At 54.3% G+C, this 26212-nt stretch carries 18 protein-coding genes; all 18 read left to right on the forward strand.

Features of this window, described 5'->3' with window-relative positions:
* Positions 1–57: 57 nt before the first annotated feature.
* The 18 genes from EJ576_RS14425 to EJ576_RS14510 all read left to right on the forward strand — a co-directional run bounded on the left by EJ576_RS14425 (position 58) and on the right by EJ576_RS14510 (position 26126).
* Positions 58–852, forward strand: a complete 795-nt coding sequence (locus EJ576_RS14425) for an ABC transporter permease (protein WP_122687283.1) — start codon at positions 58–60, stop codon at positions 850–852.
* Positions 849–2066: an ABC transporter ATP-binding protein gene (locus EJ576_RS14430; protein WP_028617461.1), complete on the forward strand. Its 1218-nt coding sequence runs from the start codon at positions 849–851 to the stop codon at positions 2064–2066. The genes EJ576_RS14425 and EJ576_RS14430 overlap by 4 nt, the downstream gene beginning before the upstream one ends.
* Positions 2063–4168 (forward strand): methyltransferase domain-containing protein, encoded by a 2106-nt coding sequence (locus tag EJ576_RS30020; RefSeq protein ID WP_256656606.1) that lies wholly within the window; start codon positions 2063–2065, stop codon positions 4166–4168. The genes EJ576_RS14430 and EJ576_RS30020 overlap by 4 nt, the downstream gene beginning before the upstream one ends.
* Positions 4168–7875, forward strand: a complete 3708-nt coding sequence (locus EJ576_RS14440; protein ID WP_122726612.1) for a glycosyltransferase — start codon at positions 4168–4170, stop codon at positions 7873–7875. Before EJ576_RS30020 ends, EJ576_RS14440 begins: the two co-directional genes overlap by 1 nt.
* A gap of 33 nt (positions 7876–7908) precedes the next feature.
* On the forward strand, positions 7909–10143 hold the full coding sequence (locus EJ576_RS14445) for a sulfatase-like hydrolase/transferase (RefSeq protein WP_126570591.1): 2235 nt from the start codon (positions 7909–7911) through the stop codon (positions 10141–10143).
* Positions 10143–13211: a PEP-utilizing enzyme gene (locus EJ576_RS14450; RefSeq protein ID WP_126570592.1), complete on the forward strand. Its 3069-nt coding sequence runs from the start codon at positions 10143–10145 to the stop codon at positions 13209–13211. The genes EJ576_RS14445 and EJ576_RS14450 overlap by 1 nt, the downstream gene beginning before the upstream one ends.
* Positions 13211–13849 carry a gamma-glutamyl-gamma-aminobutyrate hydrolase family protein gene (locus EJ576_RS14455; protein WP_126570593.1) on the forward strand — a complete coding sequence of 213 codons (639 nt, stop codon included), beginning with the start codon at positions 13211–13213 and terminating at the stop codon, positions 13847–13849. The genes EJ576_RS14450 and EJ576_RS14455 overlap by 1 nt, the downstream gene beginning before the upstream one ends.
* Complete coding sequence (locus tag EJ576_RS14460) at positions 13849–14628, forward strand: NTP transferase domain-containing protein (RefSeq protein WP_028617455.1); 780 nt, start codon at positions 13849–13851, stop codon at positions 14626–14628. Before EJ576_RS14455 ends, EJ576_RS14460 begins: the two co-directional genes overlap by 1 nt.
* A 2-nt stretch (positions 14629–14630) precedes the next feature.
* The gene (locus EJ576_RS14465; protein ID WP_122726622.1) at positions 14631–15779 is read left to right on the forward strand and encodes a CDP-glycerol glycerophosphotransferase family protein; all 1149 of its coding nucleotides are present in this window, start codon (positions 14631–14633) and stop codon (positions 15777–15779) included.
* Positions 15780–15791: 12 nt separating this feature from the next.
* Entirely contained in the window at positions 15792–16028 is a 237-nt protein-coding gene (locus tag EJ576_RS14470) for a hypothetical protein (RefSeq protein WP_032864231.1), read from the forward strand.
* 128 nt (positions 16029–16156) lie between these two features.
* Positions 16157–17755, forward strand: coding sequence for a membrane protein insertase YidC (gene yidC, locus EJ576_RS14475; RefSeq protein WP_122726623.1), 1599 nt, complete (start codon positions 16157–16159; stop codon positions 17753–17755).
* An 11-nt stretch (positions 17756–17766) separates the two neighbouring features.
* Complete coding sequence (locus EJ576_RS14480; RefSeq protein ID WP_126570594.1) at positions 17767–19128, forward strand: hypothetical protein; 1362 nt, start codon at positions 17767–17769, stop codon at positions 19126–19128.
* A 25-nt stretch (positions 19129–19153) separates the two neighbouring features.
* Complete coding sequence (gmd, locus tag EJ576_RS14485; protein WP_122726628.1) at positions 19154–20188, forward strand: GDP-mannose 4,6-dehydratase; 1035 nt, start codon at positions 19154–19156, stop codon at positions 20186–20188.
* 94 nt (positions 20189–20282) lie between these two features.
* Positions 20283–21239 (forward strand): GDP-mannose 4,6-dehydratase, encoded by a 957-nt coding sequence (locus tag EJ576_RS14490; RefSeq protein ID WP_126570595.1) that lies wholly within the window; start codon positions 20283–20285, stop codon positions 21237–21239.
* Complete coding sequence (locus EJ576_RS14495; protein WP_256656607.1) at positions 21236–22411, forward strand: glycosyltransferase family 1 protein; 1176 nt, start codon at positions 21236–21238, stop codon at positions 22409–22411. The genes EJ576_RS14490 and EJ576_RS14495 overlap by 4 nt, the downstream gene beginning before the upstream one ends.
* Positions 22412–22492: 81 nt before the next feature.
* Entirely contained in the window at positions 22493–22873 is a 381-nt protein-coding gene (locus tag EJ576_RS14500; protein ID WP_028617449.1) for a GtrA family protein, read from the forward strand.
* The gene (locus EJ576_RS14505) at positions 22863–23798 is read left to right on the forward strand and encodes a glycosyltransferase family 2 protein (RefSeq protein WP_032864229.1); all 936 of its coding nucleotides are present in this window, start codon (positions 22863–22865) and stop codon (positions 23796–23798) included. The genes EJ576_RS14500 and EJ576_RS14505 overlap by 11 nt, the downstream gene beginning before the upstream one ends.
* A gap of 33 nt (positions 23799–23831) precedes the next feature.
* Positions 23832–26126: a sugar translocase gene (locus EJ576_RS14510; RefSeq protein WP_256656608.1), complete on the forward strand. Its 2295-nt coding sequence runs from the start codon at positions 23832–23834 to the stop codon at positions 26124–26126.
* Positions 26127–26212 lie beyond the last annotated feature (86 nt).

Here is a 26212-nt window from a genome sequence, read left to right on the forward strand (position 1 = left end):
CGCAGTTAAGTGGTGCAATAAGTCAGGCATAGGCCTGGCTTTTTTCAGGAGTCAGCGATGTTGGGGTTGTTTAGAAGCCTTTGGGAGTACCGGGGTTTCGTCTGGTCATCCATTCGGAATGAGTTCGTTGCCCGTTTTGCCCGTAGCCGATTGGGTGGGCTGTGGATGATCATTAACCCGCTGGCGCAGGTGGCGATCTATGCGCTGGTGTTGTCCAACGTGTTGGCGGCGAAACTGCCCGGAATCGACAATAAGTATGCGTATGCACTTTATTTGATGGCCGGGATGCTGGCGTGGAGTTTGTTTTCCGAAATTATCAATCGTTGCCTGACCTTGTTTATCGATCAAGGCAACTTGATGAAGAAGATGCGTTTTCCGCGTATCACGTTGCCGGTGATTGTTGTCGGATCCTGTTTGCTCAACTACGTGTTGCTGTTTCTCGCTTTGCTGTTGGTTTTTGCATTGCTTGATCAGTTTCCAGGCCCTCAGATGTTCTGGATTATTCCATTGACGGCTACGGTCACAGCGTTGGCCGTTGGGATTGGCTTGATTCTGGGTGTTTTGAATGTGTTTGTGCGTGATATTGGCCAAGTCGTTCCTATTTTGATGCAGGTGTGGTTCTGGTTTACGCCCATTGTTTATCCCGTCACTATTATTCCTGAGCAATTCAAGAACGTAATGGACTTGAACCCGATGTTTCCGATAGTCAGTGCGTTTCACGACATTTTGGTATACGCCAAAACACCGGATCTGCAGGACGTTATGCTCACGGCACTGATCTCCCTGGGTTTAATGTTGCTCGGCTTGTTCATGTTTCGGCGCGCCGCGCCGGAAATGGTGGACGTACTATGAGCCTGCTGTCTGTTAAGAATCTGGGTAAGGCTTATCGTGTTTATGCGTCGGAGTTTCAGCGGATAGGCCGCTGGTTCGGTTTGCCCACGCGTCCCTCTGAAGAGCATTGGGTACTCAAGCACATCAACTTTTCCATCGAGCCTGGAGAAGCGATAGGGATCGTCGGCCAAAATGGTGCAGGTAAGTCGACCCTTCTTAAAATGATTACCGGCACGTTGCAGCCTACTGAGGGCACGGTAACGGTGAATGGACGAATTGCGGCCATTCTCGAGTTGGGCATGGGGTTCAGCCCTGAGTTGACCGGCCGGCAAAATGTTTACCACGCCGCCGGGCTTATGGGTTTCAGCGCTGATCAGATTCACGAGGTAATCGATGACATCGAGGCATTTGCCGAAATTGGCGAATACTTCAATGAGCCGGTGCGTACTTATTCAAGTGGTATGCAGATGCGTGTCGCGTTTGCAGTGGCAACCGCGATTCGGCCCGAAATCCTCATCGTCGACGAAGCGTTGTCGGTGGGTGACAGTTACTTCCAGCATAAAAGCTTTGATCGGATTCGCGAATTTCAGCAACAGGGTACGACCTTGCTGATTGTTTCCCATGATCGTGGCTCGATCCAGGCCCTGTGTGATCGTGCGATTCTGCTCGAAAGCGGGACCGTCATCAAAGATGGCAAGCCTGAAGAAGTGATGGATTTCTACAACGCAATTATCGCCGAGAAAGAAAACGCGACCGTAAGCGTGCGGCAATTAGAGGATGGGAGTATCCAGACTCGCTCCGGGAGTGGTGAAGCCACTATCGAGTCGGTTTCCTTGCACGATGCAGCGGGACAGATGGTGGAGTATGTGCCGGTGGGCGAGCCGGTTACATTGCGTATCAAAACGCAGATCAACGCGGATATTCCTGAGCTGGTGGTCGGCTACCTCATTAAGGACCGCCTGGGCCAGCCCGTCTTTGGCACCAATACACATCACCTTGACTGTAAGCTGACTGATCTGTCAGCAGGTGAAAGCCCGGAGTACCGTTTTGACTTTTCTGCCAACCTTGGCGTGGGGTCTTACTCGGTAGCAGTGGCGCTGCATACCGCTGATACACACCTTGCCCGAAGCTACGAGTGGCTTGACCTGGCGATGGTGTTCAATATCGTGAATATCTCCAAAGATGAGTTTGTCGGGTTGGCCTGGATGCCGCCAAGTGTGGAGTGTGTGAGATGACCGTCCCTTTTTATCGCGCATTTGAGGATCGTCACAGGGGCTCTCGTGAGTTGATTGCTCAGCGGCTTCAGGTTTACATGGCCTTTCTTGAGCCTTTGAAGAACCTGTATCAGGATCTGGATGCACTGGACCTGGGCTGTGGTCGCGGAGAGTGGCTTGAACTGCTGGTCCAAAATGGCTTTGCGCCTTCAGGCGTGGACCTGGACAGTGGAATGCTAGAGGCATGCCAGTCTCGCGGTTTGCCTGCCGAGCAGGGGGATGCGCTGTCGGCGTTGCGAAGCCTGCCTGACGCCTGCAAGGTCGTTGTCTCCGGGTTTCATATCGCGGAACACATCCCGTTTGCCGATTTGAAGGTGCTGGTCGCTGAGGCATTGCGTGTTTTGCGCCCGGGAGGGCTGCTGGTTCTGGAAACGCCCAATGCGGAAAACCTGATGGTGGGCACCCAGAACTTCTACCTGGACCCGACACACGAGCGCCCGATTCCACATTTGCTGCTCAGCTTTTTGACCGAGTACACAGGTTTTGCTCGCTCCAAATTGCTCCGCCTGCAAGAGTCTGCGTCGCTGGTAGAGGGCTCTGCGGTTGATCTGATGAGCGTTCTGGGAGGCGTAAGTCCCGATTATGCGATCGTCGCTCAAAAGGCCGCCGAACCTGAGCAGTTGGAGCATTTTAACCCTGCGTTCGAGCGTGATTACGGGCTAGCGCTGGATACCCTTGCCAAGCGTTACGACGACCAGGCCGAAAAGCGCAGCCACAAGCTGGAGGTCCATACGGATCTGCTGCATCGCAATCTGACGCAGATCAGCACCCACGTTGAACATACTGAGCGGCATAGCAAGCATCTGGAAGCCTCGGTGCGTGAATTGCTGGGGCGCAATGCGAATGTCGAAGCTCGGCTTGATGGATTGGAAGCGGGCTCGAATCAGTTGCGCCACCAATTGCAGGACTTGAGCATTCGTAGTCGGTTGGCTGATGACCGTTATGAGCAAAGCGAGCGCATGGGGCGCGAGTTGAGCAGCCGTGCCAGCGAGGCGGAGGCGCGTTTGAGTGCCGCGCAAGCCATCAACGAGCTGCTTCAGACGCAACTGCTTTCAGAAAAGAATCAAGTGCTGCAATTGCAGGCTCAGTCTGACTCTCTCAAAAGCGCCTTGGGGGAGCATGCTGACCGTAACAGGTCGTTGGAAGCAGAGCTGGCTGAACTCGAAGCGGCGTTTCAGGCGATAGCGCTGGAACAACTCGCCCCGCAACAAGAGGACCTGGCCCGTCGGATGCAACAGCTTGCCGATGCTCAGGATCGAGAGGAGTTGCTTGAAGCCCAGATTGATACGTTCAAACATGAAGCAACCAAGGCTGAGACTCACATAAGGCTGCTGGAAACCTCCTATTTCCAGGCCAGTGAACAAATCGAGCAGTTGCAACAAAGTCTGGCGCATGCCGAGGAGGAGGTCAGAAAGGCGCATAGCCAGACTGAAGTTGAATCCCTGAATGCCCGGATCAATGAGCTCAAGGCAGAGGCTGAACAGCTCAACAATCGTTTGAACGAATCCCTTGGAAATGCCCATCACTGGTGGGAGCGCGCCACGCATCTTGGCGACCGTTTGAATGAGTCCCTTGGCAACGCCCATCACTGGTGGGAGCGTGCGACAGCTCACGAAACGCGACTTGAGCAGGTGTTAAGCAGCAGTTCCTGGCGGATCACATCGCCACTGAGGGCACTCGTTCGGGCATTCAAATGGTTGATACGCCTACCGTTTCGTATCGCGCGCAGACTATTGAGGCCCGTCCTGGCCACTTCCATCAATACGGTGCTCAAGCGCCCTGGCTTACGCCAGCGTCTGGCCAGGGGCGTTCGCAGTGTGTCTCCAGCCTTGTTCAATCATCTTGAACGGTTCGCGCGGCATCGTGGCATTTTGTCCACGGGGACTGCGCATTCGCATGTGACAGGAGCTGCGCCGATCACTTCGGCGCCCGTGGCTCACCTCAGCGTCGCCGCGCCGCATCATGACGAGAGTCCGGAGGAGTCGGTCTCAAGTATGACGCCGGGCGCGCGTCGCATTTATACAGAAATGAAGAAAGCTTCAATGAACAAGGAAATTCATTAATGCGTATTGTCATCGACCTGCAGGGGGCGCAGGCCGAAAATCGCCATCGTGGCATCGGTCGATATGCACTTTCCGTAGCGCAGGCGATTGTCAGAAATCGTTCAGACCATGAAGTGCTTCTGGTCCTGAACGGCAGTTTCCCTGAAACGATCGAGCCTGTCCGTGCGGCCTTTGAGGGCCTGTTGCCGCAGGCTAACATCCACGTATGGCAGGCTGTCGGGCCGTTGAGCCATATTGATTCAACCAACAGTTGGCGTCGTAAATCCGCGGAGCTGGTGCGCGAGGCTTTCATCGCTCAACTGGACCCGTCGATCGTGCTGGTGACCAGTGTGTTCGAAGGGTTGGTCGATGACGCGGTGACGAGTGTCGGGACGTTGAGTCGAGCGATACCTACCGCAGCCATTCTTTACGATTTGATTCCTTTGATTCGGCGCAGCCCCTATCTCGACAACCCGGCCGTGGCCGCCTGGTACGAAAACAAGCTGGATCATCTTCGTCGCTGCGATTTGCTGTTGGCGATATCGGGGTCATCGCGAAATGAAGGTATCGATCATCTAGGGTTTGCCAAAAGTAGCATCACTAACATTTCCACGGCCGTGGACGACGTCTTTAGGGTGACGCCACTGACGGACGATGAACGGGGTGACGTACAAAGTCGCCACGGTATCGTGCGTGATTTCATTATGTACACGGGTGGCATTGACTATCGGAAAAACATCGAGGGTTTGATCCGGGCCTATGCAAAGTTGCCTGTGGCGTTGCGACGAGCCCACCAGTTGGCTGTTGTCTGTTCCATCCAGCCTGCTGATCGTGAGCGCCTGCTCGCGTTGGCCAAGGCGCAGGGACTGGGCAAGGATGAACTGGTTCTGACCGGCTTCGTCTCGGAACACGACCTTGTTGCTCTTTATAACGGTTGCAAGGTGTTTGTTTTTCCATCTTTTCACGAGGGTTTTGGTCTTCCCGCGCTGGAGGCGATGGCCTGTGGACGCGCAGTGATTGCTGCCAATACTTCCAGCTTGCCCGAGGTCGTCGGGTTTCCTGAAGCCCTGTTTGACCCGTTCGACGATCGTTCGATAACGCAAAAACTGGAACAGGTCCTGACGGATGACACCTTTCGCACCCAGCTTGAGCGCCATAGCCTTGAGCAGGCAAAAACGTTTTCCTGGGATGCCAGTGCACTGGCCGCAATAGCGGCGCTGGAGGCTTACTACGCCCAGCACGTGGATGAACGATCCGCCAAGGCGGTCAGGCGCCCGCGCCTTGCATTTGTCTCTCCACTCCCTTCAGAGCGTAGCGGCATCAGTGACTACAGTGCGGAGCTTTTGCCCGAGCTGGCACGCCATTATGCAATTGAAGTCGTCGTCGCTCAGGACACCATCACCACTCCGTGGATTACCGCGAATTGCCCTGTGCGTTCCGTCGAGTGGTTCAGGCAGCACGGAAGAGCGTTTGACCGGGTTATCTATCATTTTGGTAACTCGTCATTCCACGAGCACATGTTCTCGCTCCTGGAGCATATTCCCGGGGTGGTTGTGCTTCACGACTTCTTTGTCTCCGGTATCGTCGCGCATAAAGAGTGCCATGGCGCGGTTCCGAATTTCTGGTCCCAGGCGCTGTACTCCGGGCATGGCTACCACGCACTTCGTCAGCGTTTTCATGCCAAGGACACGGCCGACGTGGTGTGGGCGTACCCGTGCAACTATGACGTGCTGCGCAACGCCCAAGGCATCATCGTTCATTCGAATGACGCTTGCAGGTTGTCCCGCAAGTGGTATGGCCTCGAAGTGGGCGGCGAGTGGTCATGTATCCCGCTGCTGCGTACACCCTATTTTCCTACCCCGCAGAGTCGCAAGGTTGCACGTTCGACGCTAGGGCTTTCTGACAATGCCTTTGTTGTCTGCAGCTTCGGGCTGCTCGGCCCAAGCAAGCTGAATCACCGATTACTCAATGCCTGGGTCAACTCGGCCCTGGCCCGTGATGAAAACTGTGTGCTCGTTTTTGTGGGCGACTTGGCTGCGGGCGATTACGCGCGGGAACTGCAAGCAATCATCAAGAAAAGTGGTTCTCGCGCACGCATCAAAATTACTGGCTGGGCTGACGCCGGAGTTTTCGAACAGTACCTGGCGGCAGCCGATATCGGTGTGCAACTGCGTACCCTGTCTCGCGGTGAGACCTCTGCTGCGGTTCTAGATTGCATGAACTACGGCCTGGCAACCATCGTCAACTCTCACGGCAGCATGGCTGACCTCCCTGAGGAGTGCATCTGGCGGATGGACGATGAGTTCACCGACAGCCAGTTGGTCGAGGCCCTTGAGACGCTGTGGGGTGATGATCAGGCGCGCCGGGAGTTGGGTGATCGCGCGCAGTTGTCGATTCGCCAGCAGCATTCACCGCGGGCCTGTGCCGAGCAGTATTTCGAGGCCATCGAGCATTTTCACAACCGCGCATCGACGTCCATACCGGCGTTGGTCGAGGCGATCGCCCAGTTGGATGCGCCCGGCAATGGTGCTGAACTGATCGAGTTGGCGAGCGCCATCGATAGCTCGATGCCGGCTCGGTTCTCTCATCGACAATTGCTGGTCGATGTTTCGGAGCTGGTTCAGCGCGATGCCCGCAGCGGTATCCAGCGTGTAGTGCGTAGCATCCTGCGAGAGTGGTTGCTGAATCCGCCGGACGGGTACCGAGTTGAGCCGGTCTATGCGACGACTACCTCGCGCGGGTATCGGTACGCCAGGCAGTTCACCCTTGGTTTTCTGGAGTGCCCGTCAACGGTGTTGGCCGATGAACCCATCACCTACCGAGCCGGTGACGTGTTTGTGGGGCTGGATTTTCAACCGGAAGTTGTTCCCGCGCAGGCGGCTTGTTATGAAGCTATGCGCCGCAGCGGGGTGGGCGTGCACTTTGTTGTCTACGACCTGTTGCTGCTTGAATTGGCGCAGTACTTCCCTGAAGGTGCCGGTGCGTTGTTGGAGCGGTGGCTTGCAGTGGTAGCCCGTTCCGATGGCGCTGTGTGTATCTCCGGGGCGGTACGCGATCGACTGGCTGAGTGGCTGGAGCACAGCGGCGGCAAGCGTGAACGGCCCTTCAAGCTGGATTGGTTTCACCTGGGCGCTGATATCCAACAGTCTGTTCCCTCGACAGGTTTGCCTGTGCAGAGTCAGGGTGTCCTTGAACGCCTGCGGGCGATGCCGGGATTCTTGATGGTGGGTACGGTGGAGCCGCGTAAAGGGCATTCGTTGATTTTGAGTGCTTTTGAGTTGCTATGGGCCAAGGGCAACGACGTCGTGCTGGTCATCGTCGGCAAGCAAGGCTGGATGGTTGAAGCACTTGTGGACAGAATACGAGCGCATCCAGAGCTTGGTAAGCGCCTGCTTTGGCTGGAAGGCATCAGTGATGAATACCTGGAAGCGGTTTACCGTTCGGTGAAGTGCTTGATCGCCGCTTCTGAAGGAGAGGGGTTCGGGCTGCCGTTGATTGAAGCGGCCCAGCATGATTTACCGATTATTGCTCGTGACCTTGCTGTTTTTCGTGAAGTCGCCCAAGGGCATGCGTTTTACTTCAGTGGAAAACAGCCAGAGACGGTGGCGCAGTCTCTGAGTGAATGGTTGAAGTTGTTTGAAGAAGGCGCGCACCCGGTTTCCAAGGATATGCCTTGGCTGACCTGGGAGCAAAGCGCTCAACAATTAAAGTGCTCACTGTTTAAGTGATTTGTTTTTTACCAAGTTGGTAGTGGGAAGTTTATGGGGCGTCAATTGGAGTTGGGTAAGTTGGGTGGCTATGCATTGCTTGCATTCCCCTTTGCTGTTGTTTTTCTATTTATACCGACGGAGCTTTACTATCATAATATTTATGATTGGGGAGGAGACGCTTTTCTGCTGAAGAGCGCGGCGTGTGCCGGCCTGATCATTGCCTTGGTTGTTGGATTGGTGGCCATTTGTTTCAAGTGGTTCTCCGGTTGGGCGGTTGAGAAGGTGTGCTTCTGGTTTTTTATTGCGGGTGTCTATCTATTATTTGCAGACGTGTTTGCACCATTGCAGTTGGCACGGTTGGACGGTTCTGTCGGGCTCAGTGACGAGCCGTTGATGTATACCGCTATTGAAGCGGGGTTGCTGATAGGCATCGTTCTGTTTGCTCGACAACTTAAAACGCCAGCACAGCGAAAAGCCTGTAGCGCTGTAGCAACCGTATTGATCCTGTGCTTCGTGGGATACTTTGCTTACGCAGTGAAAGTAGACTTGCCACGCCAGGCCCGCGGAGTGCCAGCGGGAGGCGAGGCGATGGAGAGTGTCCGTAGGCCTAATGTCTATCATATTGTGCTGGACGAGATGGAAACGGATTACTTTCTCGAACTGCTCAAGCACCCCGAGCGAACCAAGGCGCTTAAAGGCTTTAGCTTGTTCAAGCATAACGTGAGCAACTATCCCTATACCGATGTGTCGGCCGCGAGTTATCTGACAGGAACGGGCTTTTATTCCGGGTCATTCTCTAAGTGGGTTGGTGAGTCGGATAACAGTTTGTTAAACCTTGCTGCCAAAAGTGGCTACAGCGTCAATGTATACGCGAAGCCTGCGCTCATTCATGCTAAAGCAGCCACGACCTACACCCAGCAAGACGAAGTCTTGAAACGATACTCCGAACTAAAACATCCCTTTATCAAAGAGTTCGTCAGGCTGTGGTTCGCCAGGGTTTCCCCTAACTTCATGACGAATGCGGCATTGGAATATGGCAGTGCATTGGGCGAGGCGGCCAGCAATGTCGTTGAGTCGAACGCGACAGTACAGCCAAAGACGATCGAAGAAGGTATCGAACCTTATGCCGGTGTCTTCATGTTTGATGATGCCCTGCGCACAGAAAAGGATCGGCCTGACGTTTCAAGTTATCTCTATCTGCACGCCCTGTTGCCGCATGGCCCCTATGTATTGGACGAACAGTGCAGGTACGACCCGCAGCCAGGAGAAATTGCCAATCTTTACTTGCGACAAGCGGCGTGTGCGCTGAACAAGCTTGAGGAGTTCCTTGCGGAGCTGGACAGGCTCGGGCGTTTGGATGACTCGATCGTTATCGTTCAGTCGGACCACGGTGCGGGGTGGGCGGGCTTTCTGGACGGCACTAAAGAGAGTGGGTTTTACAGTTCCACCGGTGTCGAGTCTGAAAACCCGCCCTTCGACGCCTCGATCACCCCTTGGAGCAAGCAGCAGCTGGAATCACGCTCCATGGCACTGTTGATGATCAAGCCTGCCCATGCCGATCACGCCCTTGTGACAGTGGACACTGAGTCGCAATTGCTGGATGTGTACCCAACGATCGCCGATCTGGCCGGAATTGACACCTCCGGTATTCGGTTGGATGGGTTGAGCCTGGTGAGTTGTCTGTCCCGCGACACGTGTAATATTCCGAGTGGTCGAGAGCGGTTTTTCAATTTCTTTTCTACTGACGAGATTATTGCGGGGAATTATTACAAGTTTAAAGTCAGCATCAATGGGCAAGGCCGACCCCATTTCGACAGTGTTGAAAATGCCAAGGTCAAAGTTTCAGACGTTGAGTTGGGCAGTGTAATTTCCTTCTCGCAATCCGGTTTTTCCGACACGTTCATCGGTCATGGATGGAGTGGCCAGGAAGGTGATCATCGTTGGACGGATGGTGCGAAGGCCGACCTTAGTTTGCCAATGAAGCTATCCGGTAAGGCGCGTGATCTTCTCTTGCGCGTGAAAGCCGGTGGTTTCCCTGGGCGCGGAGGTCCTCAGCAGGTTGATGTGCTGGTGAATGGTGTGAAAGTTGCAAACTGGACCTTGTCGGGAGTGGGTTGGTACGAGGCCCCGATTGCGAAGCGTGTGGTAGGGGATGGTGTGCTGGGTGTTGTTTTCAAGATCAAAGATCCCACAGCGCCCTGCGAGATAAGTGCCTCGCAAGATTGTCGAAAACTGGGCATGGCTGTCCTTGAAGTCAGTGTTGCCGAACAGGGAGTGGCTCAGTAATGCAACCCGCTTTCATTATTCTTGGCGCTGGTCGCCCACACTCAGGGGAGGAGCACGTAGCGCTTCGCAGCGCGTTGGGCCCGTCCAGAGTCCTGGACTGGTTGCTGCGCGCTGTTGGTCCGATTCAGCCTGTTGTTCACTTTGTGGGTGGGTATCAGGTCGAAACCATCGAGGCGCGCTACCCCGAGTTCACTTATTGGCTCAACGGCGCGTGGCAAAGTACGCGCGCGGCCTATTCGTTTCTACAGGTTGACCTGCCTTCCTTCAGTGAATGCCTGGTGTCGTATTCCGACATTCTGATACGTAAGAGCCTGGTGCCGGCGTTGCGTGCGGTCGACGCCGACGTAGTCATTGCGGTGGACTCCCACTGGCGCAAGCGTTTCTCCGGGCGGACTCAAGACGATCTGGCCCGCTGTGAAAAAGTGTGCCTGCATGAGGCGTTGGTGACCCGGCTTGGTGCCGATATTGCGTCGGACGTCGCATCGGCGGAGTTTGTGGGCTGCGTACGATTCGGGCCTAAAGTCATCGAGATGTTGATGGGGGAGAAGGCCAGTCTGCGCCAGCGGTTGCGGCAGGGGAATTTGTCGGACCTCATTGAAGTCTTGCGAATGCAAGGTTTCACCGTGCAGGCGGTCGATGTCCATGGCGACTGGGCGGAGTTGAATGAACCGCGAGATCTGGCGCATTTCGTGCTCGGCACCAAGGCCCAGACGCTGCAGCGCTTGTATGGCATGGTCACATTGAGTCGTATCGAGGACCAAGTCAGCTTCACCGTCGCTGAATGGCGTGACGATCCAGAGGCTGTGCTGCTGACGATTCAACGCCATTTCCCTGATCAGAACCTGGTTATTCGAAGCAGTGCGTTATCGGAGGACGGGTTTGTAAACTCCAATGCGGGCGCCTATACCAGCCTGTTGAATATCCCGGGCAGTGATTTGGGCGCCCTCCGTCGTGCCGTGGAAGAGGTCGTTGCTTCCTACCCGGACTACAACCCCGAGGACCAGGTCCTGGTCCAGCCCATGCTGGATCAAGTCTTGGCCAGTGGTGTGGTTTTTACCCGCAGTCTGAGCAGTGGGGCACCTTATTACGTTGCCAACTACGACGATGTCAGTGGCAGCACAGAATCGATTACCAGCGGTAGCAGTCGCGAACATAAAACCCTGGTCATGCGCAGAGATGCCGAAGATCACAACCCGAACATCCCTGCTCATCTGCGTTCGCTGTTACCGGCAATACGCGAAATCGAAAGCCTGTTGGGGTACGACTCGCTGGATATCGAGTTTGCCGTCACTGCCAGCGGTGGCTTGCATATTCTCCAGGTGCGCCCGATTGCCGTTGACCACTCGGGATGGAGTGGAAATGACAGCGAACTGATGGCGTTGATCGAGGAAGCCCGTCATCGTTTTTGCCAGTTACAGACGCCATCGCCCTTCGTACTGGGACACAGCGGTGTATTTGGCATCATGCCGGACTGGAATCCCGCAGAGATCATCGGTACCAAGCCCGGTCTTCTGGCCTTCAGTTTGTACCGCTTCCTGATCATGGATCAGACGTGGGCGACCCAACGCGCCGAGTACGGCTACCGGGATGTTCGGCCACAGCCCTTGCTGGTGGCATTTGCCGGTCATCCTTATGTGGATGTCCGGGCCAGTTTCAACTCGTTCGTGCCCGCGGTACTGGATGATGGGTTGGCAACCCGGCTGGTCGACTTTTACCTGGAATGGCTCAAGCAACATCCGCACTTGCATGACAAGGTTGAATTCGACGTAGTGCCCACCTGTTTTGCCCTCGACTTCGAACGCTGGGAAACTCGCCTGATCGAGCAGGGCGGTTTTTCTGTGGAGGAGTTGAGAACATTACGCGTTGCATTGCGTGATATCAGCGCCCAAGCGATTGTGCGTAACGCTGATGATTTGGCTCAGATACAGAAACTCGAAGTGCGCTATGAGCGCCTGCGGGAGTCGGCGTTGCCTCCGCTGGAGAAGGTATGGGCGCTGCTGCATGATTGTCGCAAGTACGGCACTTTGCCCTTTGCGCATTTGGCTCGCAGTGCGTTTGTCGCGGTCACGTTGCTTCGCTCAGGCGTCAGCGTGGGTGTGTTGAGCGAGGCGCAGGTCGAGGATTTCCTTGGGACAATCCGTACCGTCAGCCATCAGTTGACACAGGATGCCAAGGCTTGTGCCGGGGGTGATCTGAGTTGGGAAGCGTTTGTCGATATGTATGGGCATTTACGCCCGGGTACTTACGACATCGCCTCCCTGAGTTACCGCGCCGACCCAGAGCATTACTTAAAACCCATTGTGACCAGTGCTGTGCAATTCAACACTGCGGATTCCAGCCATGAGGCCGCGCCTGCCGGGACGTTATGGCATGAAGCCCGTCAACGGTTTGCCGACGCGTTAAACGCCCAGGGGCTGCAATGCACGGTTGAGAGCCTGGAAGCATTCTTGCGAGGCGCCATCGAAGGGCGTGAGTATGCAAAGTTTGCCTTCAGCCGCAATTTATCTCTGGCACTGGATGAGCTCGTACTCTGGGCAGAACCATTGGGTGTCTCCCGTGAAGCGCTGGCCCACGTCAATCTTGACGACATCCTCGCGTTGCGTACAGGGTCGGTAGCGACTGCAACACCGGGCGCCTGGCTCTTGCAGCGGGCGACGGAAGGCAAGGCAATGAACAGTCTGGCATCCGCTGCCGAACTGCCGCCGTTGTTGAGTCGTGAAGAAGACTTTTCGGTCTTTCTTTATCCCTCGACACAAGCCAACTTTATCGGCAGTACCAAGGTTACAGCGTCTTGTGTTGACCTGAGCAAGTGCGATGATGATGTCGAACTGAGTGGGAAAATCGCGCTGATACCCCAGGCCGATCCTGGTTACGATTGGCTGTTCGGTCGCCAGATCGCTGGGTTGATCACCATGTATGGCGGTGCCAATTCACATATGGCAATTCGAGCGGCGGAGTTTGGATTGCCTGCGGCCATCGGCGTGGGCGAAACACAATACCAGGCCCTGTCGGGGGCTCGCGTACTGGAGCTCAATGCCGCCAACCGTCTGATCAGGATCATTCGGTGATGCGTGTCGCGGTCACCCAGCGTGTCGAGTGGATCGAGGGTTACGGCGAGCGTCGTGACTGTCTTGACCAGCAATGGAGCGTCCTGCTGGAGTCTTTGGGGATTGATGTCGTCCCTGTGCCCAATTCGTTGACAGCGCCCCAGGCATGGCTTGAACGCCAACGGGTTGCCGGGATTATTTTGACGGGGGGCAATGATCTTGCCCATCTACCACGCGCGGCCCGTTCCGCGCCTGAACGCGATGCCACAGAAATCGCATTGTTGTCATCGGCCGCTCTCCAGCGTCTGCCCGTGCTGGGGGTTTGTCGAGGTATGCAAATGCTTAACCACTTTCTCGGAGGTGGACTGGCCCCCGTACCCAATCACATTGCCGTTCGACACGCGGTGCGTGCGCTGAATAATGACGGTTTCTTCAGTGGCTACCGTGAGGTCAACAGCTTCCATGGTTGGGGGATGCAGATCAGCGATCTGGCCCCCGAGGTGTCCGCGCAGGTCTGCGCTATCGATGGTACGGTCGAAGCGTTTACGCATGACCATCTACCCTGGGTCGGGCTGATGTGGCACCCGGAGCGTGAAGCGCCCTTCCACATCCTCGACGCCGAACTCATTCGCAAGCTTTTTGAATCAGGGACTATTTAATGCGAGCCATCATTCTTGCCGCAGGCCAGGGCACTCGTTTGCGCCCCTATACCAATGATCGCCCCAAGTGCATGGTCGAGCTGCTCGGAAAGCCTCTGCTGCACCGCCAGCTTGAAGTGTTGCGGGCTGGGGGGGTGGACAAGGTCGCCCTGGTTGGGGGCTATTGTGCTTCGGGCTTACAGGCGGATGACATAGAAGTCGTGCTGAACCCTCGTTACGCGCAAACCAACATGGTATCGACGCTCTTTTGTGCCGAAGCCCTGATGCCGGAAGGTGAAGATCTACTGATTGCCTATGGCGATATTGTCTACGAGCCGCGAGTGCTCGAGGCGGTATTGCGCAGTGATGCGCAGTTGTCTGTCGCCGTGGATCGCCAGTGGCGTCGATTCTGGGAGATCCGTATGGAAAATCCCCTGGCCGATGCCGAAACGCTCAAGCTCGACGCGCACGCTTGCATCGTGGAACTGGGTAAAAAACCCAGTGACTACAGTGAAATCCAAGGGCAATACATGGGATTGTTCAAGGTGCGAGGCGATCAGGTGGCTGCATTTCGCGCTGCTTGGCATGCCCTGGATCGTTCGGCGCTCTATGACGGTAAAGATGTCGACAACATGTACATGACCAGTTTTATCCAGCATCTGATTGATGGAGGTTGGGAGGCCAAGGCTGCATTTACCGACAACGGTTGGTTGGAAGTCGATACGGTCGAAGACCTGGATCAATACCACCAAATGCATGAAGCCGGACAGTTGGCCTCTTTTATTCAACTAGCGGTTTAAGCATGTTCAATTCACTGCGCAAAACTTACAGGGAATGGAAAGGCTTGCAGGCCTTCAAGCGGCTGCCACAGCACCAGAGGCAATTGGTTTTCTATTCGGAGGGGCGTGGCTACTGGACTTACTTTGAGTCAGTCTTTGAGGCCTTGCGGGCCGAGTATGCGCAATCGGTCATCTACGTGACATCGGCGGAGGACGACCCCATCTTGTTGAGCCCGCCAGAAGGGCTACTGGCCTTTTATGTGGGGGAGGGCAGCATGCGCACGTTGTTCTTCTCGACGCTGGATGTTCAGGTCCTGCTGATGACGATGCCGGATTTGCAGAGCTTTCATATCAAGCGGTCGCCCTGTCCGGTGCACTATGTCTACCTGCACCACTCGATTGTCAGCACGCATATGATCTACCGCGAGGCGGCCTTCGATCATTTTGATTCGATCCTGTGTGTCGGCCCGCACCACGTCCTGGAAACGCGAGCTCGCGAGCAGATGGCAGCATTGCCGGAAAAAACACTGGTCGAACATGGCTACGGTCGTCTGGATGCGATTCTTCGAGAAGGTAACTGCGGATCGTTGGCGCGCTCACCCGGCCAACCTGCGCAGGTGCTGGTAGCGCCGACTTGGGGCGACAATGGCCTGTTGGAGTTGCATGGAGTCGAAGTCATACAGCCGCTGATCCAGGCGGGCTTTCGTGTGGTGCTACGGCCCCATCCGCGTACTCGCAAACTGCGTCCGGACGTCCTGGAAGCCATTGTCAGTCATTTTCATGGCGAGCCACTGTTTCATCTGGATGAAGACGGGGATGCGCGCAAGTCGTTGATTGAGTCGGATTTAATGGTCAGCGATTGGTCGGGCGCTGCGCTTGAGTTTTCCCTTGGGCTAGAAAGACCCACCCTTTTTGTTGATGTTGCGCGTAAAATCCTCAATCCCGCGTATGAGGCAATTAGCCATGAACCGCTGGAAGCGGCTATCCGTGAACAGGTTGGTCTCATTCTCTCAGAGCATGAGTTAGCCAGTCTGGGGTTGAAAGCAACTGAATTGATCCATAACGCACGCCAGTGGCAGATGGCTATCCGCACGGCACGCGAGCGTTGGGTTTTCAATTCGGGCAAAAGTGGCAGCGCTGCTGCAGCTCATCTGATTTCTTTGCTGAATTGATATGGAGTATCTATGAACACATCACGTTTCTCGCTGGTAGCTCTGGTTTGCCTGGTCGTATTGCCGATCAACGCTTTTGCTTACCTGGATCCGGGTACCGGCAGCGCGGTATTGCAAGGCATTCTGGGGGCACTGGCCGCAATCGCCGTTGTGCTCAAGCTTTACTGGCACCGCTTCCTGCGTATGCTGGGGTTGCGCAAAGACACCGTGAAAAAACAAACTCGCGGCGATACCCCTACTGAGAAATGAAGCGTCGCCGGCAGGTGGATTCAAGTCCTTGTCATTAGGATGAATCGGGCCTTTTCCGTCGCAGGTTTCCATACGCATAGTGCACTCCGCCAACTCGTGTTGGCGGAGCTGATAATCAAAGTGTCCCAATGTCTATTCAGAAAAAGAGCATGCCGAGTGTGTTTTATCTCTGGCTGCTGATGTTCATGGCGCCGTTTGCATTCGCGACTGCCCCAGCTCAGGTCTCTCCCTCCCTTGCTGACTCCAATGTGCAATTGTCGCTCGACCTGACGGCGGGCACGGTCTCGCACTGGCGTTTGCCGCAGGTGATGAATGCGCAGGGCCAGCCACAGGACCTTGCGATGCCGGCTGGTCAATTGTTCGCGCTGAAGGGGCGTCTGCAAGGAAAAACACTCGAAGAGTGGACGACCCTCGCAGGTGGTTGGAAAACCGTAGCCGCCGACAGCGGCGCGGTAACCATTGCACTCGACAGCGCAGAGTTGCCGTTCGTAATCCGCAAGACATGGCGCCTGACCAACACACCCTCGCGCGTTCGATTTGAGCTGAGCCTTCAATCACGATGGCAAGCCAAGCAGGCGCAAGACGCTTTGTGGCTTGAGCTCGGCCCTGGGCTCGGCGAGCAGCCGACACACGGACTGGGCATGGGGCAAGCGATTTACTCGTTCACTGAGGTGGTTTACCGAAACGCTGAAGGTGTTTCCACTCAGCGATTGGGGCATGACGACAACGTGCAGTTCAAACCCCCGGCGGATCAGGGCGTGACCGAGTGGGTGGGTTTGCAAAGTCGATACTTTGCGCTACTTCTGATCCCTGAAGGGAGTACCGAGGGTCGCCTTGAATGGGAAGCGCAGGCGCCAGCGACGGGCGTCGAGTATCCGCAGCAACCTGACTTTGAAACCTTGCTCAGGGTAAATATCCCCCTGCCTGAAGCCCACAGCGAGTCCTCCCAAATCTTGCGTTGGGATGTGTTTGGTGGCGGCAAGTCCTATGACGTCCTGTCTGCTCAGGAGCCGACACTGACCAGCTTGTTGTTTGCGGGGTTGTGGGAATGGATGCGTGCACTGATCCTGGGCATCATGTATGTCCTGGCCTTTATCCACCAGGGTGTTGGCAACTGGGGAGTCTCGATTATTCTGCTATCGATCCTGGTTCGGCTGGTGATGTATCCCGTCGCGAAGAACGCTATGGCGGCGCAGAAAAAATTTGCAGCTATCCAGGAGCGTATCCAGCCAGAGTTGCAGGAGATTCGCCGCAACTATAAAGGCGGAGAGCAAAGTGAGCGTATCCTTGAGCTGTATGAGGCACATCAAGTCAGCCCCCTGGCCGGATTGAAACCTCTTTTGATCGTGCTGATACAGATACCGATTTTTGTGGCACTGTATCACCTGCTCGGCCAAGCGTTTGAGCTTCGCAACGAACCTTTTTTGTGGATACAGACGCTCGCGCAGCCCGACCAGCTGTTCTCGTTCGGGGTTGATATTCCATTTTTTGGAGCCTACTTCAACCTGCTGCCGGTGCTGATGGCACTGAGTACCCTGCTGAGTATCAAGTTCTCCCAAACCGTTGCGGCTAATGCAAAAGAGGCATTTCGCCAGCAATTTTTTCTGTGGCTGATGGCGTTAGTATTCTTCCTGCTGTTTTACTCATTTCCTTCCGGCATGGTGCTTTACTGGACGATGGCTAATATTTTGCAGTTTGTTCATCAACAATTGGCATCGCGTAAATGATGGAGGGCCAGATGATCGATGGGTTGTTGTTCAAGGTCCTGCCTGAGCAGGTGCCAAATAGAAATGATGCTGTGCACTTTGATACGGTTTTTGAACTATATCAATTAGCCACTACTTCGCCGGTTGCCAGCGAGCGGTTACGGTTGTTGAGCTTCCTGTGCATGCGGTTGGAAATTACAGGTCGTTTGTTTGACGCTTATGGTGTTGATGGTAAAAAAATCGGTAATCAGCTCATAGATTCAGCATGGGCCGAAGTTGCGCTTGTCCTGTTACTCTTGGATTTTGTGCAGATATATGAGGCCCCAGAGCAGGCTCCATTGGCGTTCAAACGTCTGAACGCGATGTTGAAACTGACAGACTTTATCGGTACTGGCCGGGATATAAACGCTGACCTGCGCAAAGCCATCGACGCCCATGCCGAGCGGTTTCTGAATCAACATTCAAGCGCTGACACGGTTGAAACCATTGCGCCTGCGGTTTCGCGCACTGTTCCAGAGCAACAGAAAGTCTTGCCCATCACCGTACTGTTCTGGGAAGGCCCCATTGCAAGGGCCTACCTCGCAACGCTTAAAAGCATGGGTTACCGACCTGAGAAAATCATTCATTTGATCTCGGCCGTAGACCTGGTGAGCAAAAAAGTTGTCGGGAGGTACCTGCCAGCCTTTATTCGCGAGGGGTATGCGGCGGTACGCCAGAAAAACAGCATCCATTACTGGGCATCGGCACTCCTCAAGAAAGAACGCGTCTTATGCGACGCCATACGTATGGCCGTAGCGGATTCGCTGTGTTTTGAGCCGCATGTCCTTGACGATGCAGTGTCGTTGTCATCCTTGCGTGAATATTGTCCTGTCGTCGAAACACTGATGATCGATAATCTCGCGGATGATCGTTTGTTCGACTACCTTGCGAAATTGCCGGAAACTACCCTGTTGTTTACAGGAGGCGGTATTGTTCCTGCCCGGTGCCTGCAGTTGCCTGCGCTGAAATTCATTCATATTCACCCCGGGTATCTACCGGATGTGCGGGGAGCCGATTGCGTACTGTGGTCGCAATTGATCAAAGGACGTACCTCCGCCAGCTGTTTTTTCATGGCGCCGGGCATTGATGACGGGGATGTCATTCTTCCGTGCTACTTGCCGAAGGTGGAGATTGCATTCAACACGTCGGCATTGCCTTCGAAGATGTTGTACCGCGCTATATATGCCTTCTTTGATCCATGGGTGAGGGCGTATGTGTTGAGGGAGGCACTCGAGGTAATCGAGGGTCTTAAGTTTGATCAAGTGTTCAGGCAGGATGACTCGCTAAGTACAACGTATCATTTCATGCATGAGAGAATTCAAACAGTTTCTTTGAATAGCATTTTTATAGACTAAGCACAGCTTGCTCAAGGAGTTACACGTGAAAAAGGCAATTATTACCGGCATTACCGGACAGGACGGCGCCTACCTTGCTCAGCTGTTACTAGAAAAAGGCTACATCGTCTACGGCACTTATCGCCGTACCAGTTCGGTCAACTTCTGGCGGATGGATGAGTTGGGCGTCACTCAGCACCCGAACCTGCATCTGGTGGAATATGATCTGACCGACCTCTCGGCCAGCATCCGCCTGCTCCAAAGCACCGAGGCGACCGAGGTCTACAACCTAGCCGCTCAAAGCTTTGTCGGCGTGTCGTTCGATCAGCCGGTGACCACCGCGGAAATCACAGGCTTGGGCGCTGTCAATCTGCTGGAGGCGATTCGGATCGTGAATCCGAAGGTTCGTTATTACCAAGCCTCCACTTCTGAAATGTTTGGCAAGGTCCAAGCGATTCCACAGATCGAGACCACGCCGTTTTACCCGCGCAGCCCCTATGGCGTTGCTAAGTTGTACGCCCACTGGATGACCATCAATTACCGTGAGTCCTACGGCATATTCGGGGCCAGCGGCATCTTGTTCAACCATGAGTCCCCGCTACGTGGGCGCGAGTTTGTCACTCGCAAGATCACCGACTCGGTGGCCAAGATCACCCAGGGCAAGCTGGACGTCCTGGAGCTTGGAAACATGGACGCCAAGCGCGACTGGGGATTTGCCAAGGAATATGTGGAAGGCATGTGGCGTATGTTGCAGGTCGATGAGCCGGATACTTTCGTACTGGCGACCAATCGCACCGAGACCGTCCGTGACTTCGTCTCGCTGGCATTCAAGGCGGTTGATATCCATCTGGACTGGCGTGGCGATGGCGATCAAGAGCATGCGCTAAATGCTGCAACCGGCAAAGTCGTTGTACGGGTCAACCCGAAATTCTACCGCCCCGCGGAAGTTGAACTGTTGATTGGCGATCCTGCAAAGGCCAAGGAAAAGCTGGGTTGGGAGCCTGCAACCAATCTTGAAGAATTGTGCCGCATGATGGTGGAGGCTGATCTACGTCGAAACGAACAAGGCTTTTCGTTCTGAAGCTGACAGAGCGCGTGGTTTGCGCTCGGAGCGAGCGGGCTGTTTTTTGGCCCGTTCGTCCTACCTGTGTTGTCCAGTCTAAAGGTGAATAGCCGTGAAACATGTTCTGTTAACCGGAGCCAATGGCTTTGTTGGGAAAGTTCTGCTGGAGCAGTTGTTGGCCGCTGGCTACCGGGTAAGCTGCGCTTGCACCTCGCCTGGCGCATCGCTTCGAGCGGATGTTGAGCATGTATTGCTGGATATTCGTGATGCGCAGGCGTGCGCTGCGACACTTGAGCGGATCAAACCCACTCATGTTCTTCATTTGGCCGCCGTTTCTCATGTGCCGACGAGCTTTCGTGATCCATTGCTGACCTGGAATACCAACGTCCTGGGGACTATGAATCTGCTGGAAGCAATAAAGCAGAAAGCACCTGATGCGTTTGTTGTCCTCGTCAGTTCTTCCGAAGTGTATGGCGAGGCATTCAAGGCGGGCGTCGCGCTTGATGAAAGCAGCCCTTGCTTGCCGATGAATCCCTATGCAGCCAGTAAATTAGCGGCTGAGTTGGCCGGCGAGCAGTATTTTCGGCAAGGCGTCCGAGGGGTAATTGCACGTCCGTTCAACCATATCGGCGCGGGGCAGTCACCCGACTTTGTCACTGCTTCGTTTGCCCGGCAAATTGCCCTGATCGAGAGCGGTAAACAAGCACCGGTCATACAGGTTGGCAACTTGGATGCCTACCGGGATTTCCTGGATGTGCGCGATGTCTGTTCGGCTTACCTGCAGTTGCTGACCCTCAGCGAGCAGTCGGGTTACCCACGTCTTTTCAATATTTCCTCCGCAAATGCCTGTCAAATTCGCAGCGTCCTGAACGAGCTTGTCGGTCAGAGCCGTCAGAGCATCGCTGTCGAGTTGGATCCTCAGCGCTTGCGTCCATCGGATATTCCATTTGCCGTTGGTAACAGTGATCGCATGCGTGATGTTCTGAACTGGCAGCCGACTATTTCGTTGAAGGACACACTGGCGTCGCTGTTAGTGGACTGGCGATCCCGTGTGGAAACCGAGCAGTGAACGTGCTGATGGGCGCCGAGTCGCTGCGTCCGCCCTTGACCGGGATAGGAAACTACACGCTTAACCTTTTGCGTGAGTATTCTAGGGTGCCTGATGTTGGGGCCACGTGCTGTTTTGACGGTCATCGGTTCTTACCTGCAGCAGATTTGTTGGCCGGGCTTGACTCAGCCTCTGCGCCATCAGGTGGCGCGCGCTCAGGCGTGCTGGGGTATCTGCGTAGAACGTTGCGTGCTGCACCGTTGGCCTATCAACTGAAGTCGATGGTCTCGAATACGCGATTCAAGCAAGGCGCTCAACGCTGCCGGAATTTCGTTTATCACGAGCCTAACTTCATCTTGAGGCCCCATGATGGGCCCAGCGTCACAACGGTGCATGATCTCTCGTTTATTCGCCATCCCGAATTTCACCCGGCCGAGCGTGTGGCCTGGTTGAGTCGTCAGCTCCCGAAGACACTGGCTCGGGCGGACTTCGTCATTACCGATTCCGAAGTGGTGCGCCGTGAGCTTATTTCACAATTCAACGTTCCATCAGCCAGGGTCAGGGCCATTTATCTGGGGGCCGATGAGCGTTTCATGCCGCGTTCGGCACAACAGAGCGAGGCGGTACTGGCCAAGTATGGCTTGGTGCATGGTGCCTATCTGGCCTATGTCGGGACGATTGAGCCGCGCAAAGGGCTGTCGATTCTATTGGACGCGTGGCAGCGCCTGTCTGCGGATGTCCGCCGCGCCTGGCCTTTGGTTATCGCCGGTGCACCAGGTTGGCTCAATGCTGATTTGATGGCGCGTATTCAAGTACTGCGTGCCAAGGGGGAAGTGAGGTTTCTGCAATTTGTGAGCGCTCAGGATTTACCTTTTATATACGCCGGTGCCAAAACCTTTGTCTTTCCCTCGTTGTACGAGGGGTTTGGGCTGCCGGTGCTTGAGGCGATGGCGAGTGGCGTACCGGTTATTTGCGCTGGGGGTACCTCCATGGCGGAATTTGCCGAGGACGCCTGTACGCTATTCGAGGCCGGGGACGCCGAAGCCCTGACGACAGCTATTTCCCGACTGCTTGAGGATTCAGGGCTGCATGAAAGAATGGTGCAGGTGGGTAAGGCCAGGGCCAGCCAGTTTTCATGGGCGCGTTGTGCGCGAGAAACGCTACAGGTTTACTCAGAAGCCGCAGAAACATAGCCATGAGCTGGGGGGCATGATTAATGGGTATTGTTTTAGCTGGAACGGCGCAGTCGGCTCAAGGGGTATAAGGTCAGGATGATGACGTTCAATGAACTGATCAAAGTGAAGTTTTTGAGATTTTTGCTCGTCGGACTGATGAACGCAGCATTTGGCTATGGATGCTTTGCGGGTTTTATTTATCTGGGCTTGCATTACAGTTTTGCATTGTTACTGGCAACCGTTTTAGGTGTGGCGTTCAATTTTAAAAGTACGGGTTCGTTGGTTTTCGGCTCTCATGACAATAAGCTGATTGTCAGGTTTGTACTGGGCTACGCAGTGGTTTATGGCGTGAATCTAGGTGGCGTGGCGGCGCTGGCGCTATTCGGAGTTGTACCTTACGTGTCCGGATTGATCTTGCTTCTGCCGATGGCCGTATTGTCGTTCCTCATTAATAATAGGTTTGTTTTCAATGACGCGTAAATTAATAAGTATTGTGACGCCTTGCTATAACGAAGAGGCGAATATTGATGAGCTGTGCCAGCGAATTAATGACGTCATGTCAAAGCTGGATTACGATTATGAACACGTGTTCATCGATAACTGTTCGACGGATGGAAGTATTCCAAAGTTGAGAGCGATCGCGGCGCAGGATAAGCGCGTCAAGATTATCTTGAATGCCCGCAATTTTGGTCATATCCGTTCCCCCTACCATGCGCTGCTACAAGTCAAGGGCGATGCGTGCGTACTGATAGCCTCCGATCTTCAGGACCCACCGGAAATGATCGAAGAGTTTGTCAAGAAATGGGAGGCCGGTTTCAAGACTGTCCTGGCAGTCAAGCCCGAGAGTGAAGAGTCGCCGGTCATGTTTTTCCTCAGGAAAACCTACTACCGATTCGTTTCTCGTATTTCTGAAGTGCCACTTGTTCAAAATGCCACGGGCGCAGGATTATTTGATCGCGCGGTGCTGGATATCCTGAAGAAGGTCGATGATCCGTATCCCTATTTTCGCGGTTTGTTGTGTGAGATTGGTTTTCCTATCGCCACTGTTCCCTTCAAGCAACCTCGGCGTCAACGCGGGATTACAAAAAATAATTTCTACACGTTGTATGACATCGCTATGTTGGGAATTACCAATCACTCGAAGGTTCCTCTTCGCTTGATGGTAATGGGAGGAGGGTTGCTTGCCCTGGTCAGCTTGTTGATGGCGTTCTGTTTTTTTGTGGCAAAAATCATATTCTGGGACTCATTCCAGATGGGTATTGCGCCGTTGTTGATTTCACTATTTTTCTTCAGTTCGGTTCAGATACTGTTCCTGGGCATGCTGGGAGAATACATAGGGTCGGTGCACACGCAGGTACGTAATATGCCTCTAGTGGTAGAGGCAGAGCGCGTCAACTTTGATTAATCTGGTAAGGGATATTGGACAGTGGCCTCAAGCATGACGCTCCAGGAAAGAACGGTTTTAAGTTCAGGGCAGCCACTCGCATCATTGTGGCAGGTATTTAAAAGTGACTGGGTAATAGTGCTTGGGGGCGCTTTCTTATCTTTTGTGTTGGCGAGCGTATTCATCAGTGGCTGGCCTTCGGGTCTGCTGCCTGATCTTTCTGCGCCTTATCGGTATGCGGGAGACAGTCTCTTTCATGCCTGGATGGCTCAACGGGTTTCTGAAGGATGGCTGTTTGAAAATATTCGCAGTGGGTATCCGTTTGGGTCAAATTTTCTAGATTATCCAGGTTCTGACTTTGGTAACCACCTTCTCATTAAGCTACTTGCAATCGTATCGGGGAGCAGCTTCAAAGCGACAAACCTGTTTCTTCTCCTGAGTTTTCCAGTAGGGTTTTCTGCGACGTTCGTCGTGGTTCGCGCTTTCGGCCTGTTCCGCTCATTTGCATTTGTGGCGGCCATGCTGTTCACGTTTTTGCCATTTCACTTGTTAAGAATGGACCATCTGTTTTACACCTGGTATTTCGTTGTTCCGTTCTTTTTCTACTTGTCGTATTCAATATTTCAATCTTCAACCGACGCTGATAGCCAAACGTTAAAAGGCTTTTCTTATCCGAAGGCTGTGGCCGTCGTGCTTGGGCTGCTGGTGCTGTCGTCATTCGGTGTGTACTACGCGTTGTTTGGCGTTATGTTGGTTGCGCTTGGGGGCGTATTGGGGTGGTGCAGAGCCCGTCGTGTCAGTGTGATTATTCGCACCCTGTGCGTGCTTTCGATATTGATGGGTGGGGTGTTGCTTAATGTGGCACCTAATATGCTCGCGAAAAACCAAGCGGGTCCCAACCTGGAGGTGGCGCAACGGTCCCCAATGGAAGCCGAGGTCTACGGTTTCAAGTTAATGCAACTCATCCTTCCGAGAGCGGATCACCGCATATCGTGGGTGGGGAGGTTTACAAGCCTGTATAACTCGACCTTTCCATTAATCAATGAGAACGCGACTTCTACACTGGGTGCAGTCGGCGCACTCGGCCTGTTGTTAGCGTTCTGTGTGTTGCTACTGTCTCTCACGGGGCATTCTGTTGATCCGAAACTGGGGTTTCTGGTAGCGCTTGTTTTTGTGCTTTTTATGCTAGGTACTATCGGCGGGCTCGGCGCACTTTTTTCATCTTTTGTTTCTTCTTCAATCAGGGGGTGGAACAGAATCAGTGTGTTTGTTGGGTTCGGCGCACTATTGATTTTCTTTATAGTGCTGCAGACGTTGATGACGCGTTATTCATCAAGGCTTGCGGTCTATTCGACGGCGATTCTGACCCTGCTGCTTGTCGTAGGGTTATATGATCAGACAGCGCCGGCCTGCCGGGCTTGTAATGCGAGCGCCAAGGCTGCTTTTGAGAATGACAGGGCGTTCGTGACTTCGATTGAAGCGGCGTTACCCGCTCAGGCTGCTGTTTATCAGCTTCCCTACATTGCCTTTCCAGAAATGCCTCCTGTCCACCGCCTGAATAACTACCAGTTGGGTGCGGGCGTGCTGCATTCCAAAACACTGCGCTGGAGCTTCGGTGGCATGAAGGGGCGGGAAGGCGATCTATTTTATCGAGCGCTTGCCCAAGAAACACCGGAAAAGCAGTTGGAAGTGATCAAAAATCTTGGTTTCAACGGGATTTATATTGATCGTCGCGGCTATGAGGATAATGCCCAGAGTGTGGTTCAACAGTTTACCGCGCTGCTGGGCACCGGGCCCTCGATATCCAGCGTTGATGGGAATCTGGTTTTTTTCAATTTGAATAGGCCGAAGCCGGCTGATCTCTCGGGTCTGAGCTTTGCGCAGATCATGAAAAAATCCGGTTATTATGCTGACAAGTTGGGAGCCCGCTATCCCGGTAGTCTGAAAGACGGTATCGATTTTACGCGAGATGGTTGGCCGAATACGGTGAAAGGGGCCGAGGGGCTTTCTGGGAAAGAATCCTGGGGGCGCTGGTCCGATGCGAGACTTTCCAACACGGTGCGTATTGAATTCACAGCCCCGCTGCCACAAACATTCACGTTGGTGTTAGTCGCTCGGGCATTTGCACCTAACGTCAATAAACCCATCAAAGTGACAATAGGTAATCGCGAATATGAAGTCTTGCTGGGGGCTGAGCCATCTGAAGTCCGACTCTCGGTAGACCTTCAAGGTGACGATGCTGACAGCATTGTCTTCAGCCCACCTACCCCCGTTTCACCCGAACAGCTGGGCGTAGGGAACGATTCGCGTAAATTGGGGATTGGGTTCGTATCATTACGGCTTGAATAGTCGAACGCTTGCTATTTACAGCTACGCGGTGCTGTGAACTGGGGGCTACCTGTTCGGAAAAATATAGAACTGTTCAAAAGGTTCTG

This window comes from Pseudomonas sp. C 49-2 (assembly GCF_003970195.1).
Taxonomy (GTDB): Bacteria; Pseudomonadota; Gammaproteobacteria; order Pseudomonadales; family Pseudomonadaceae; genus Aquipseudomonas; species Aquipseudomonas canadensis.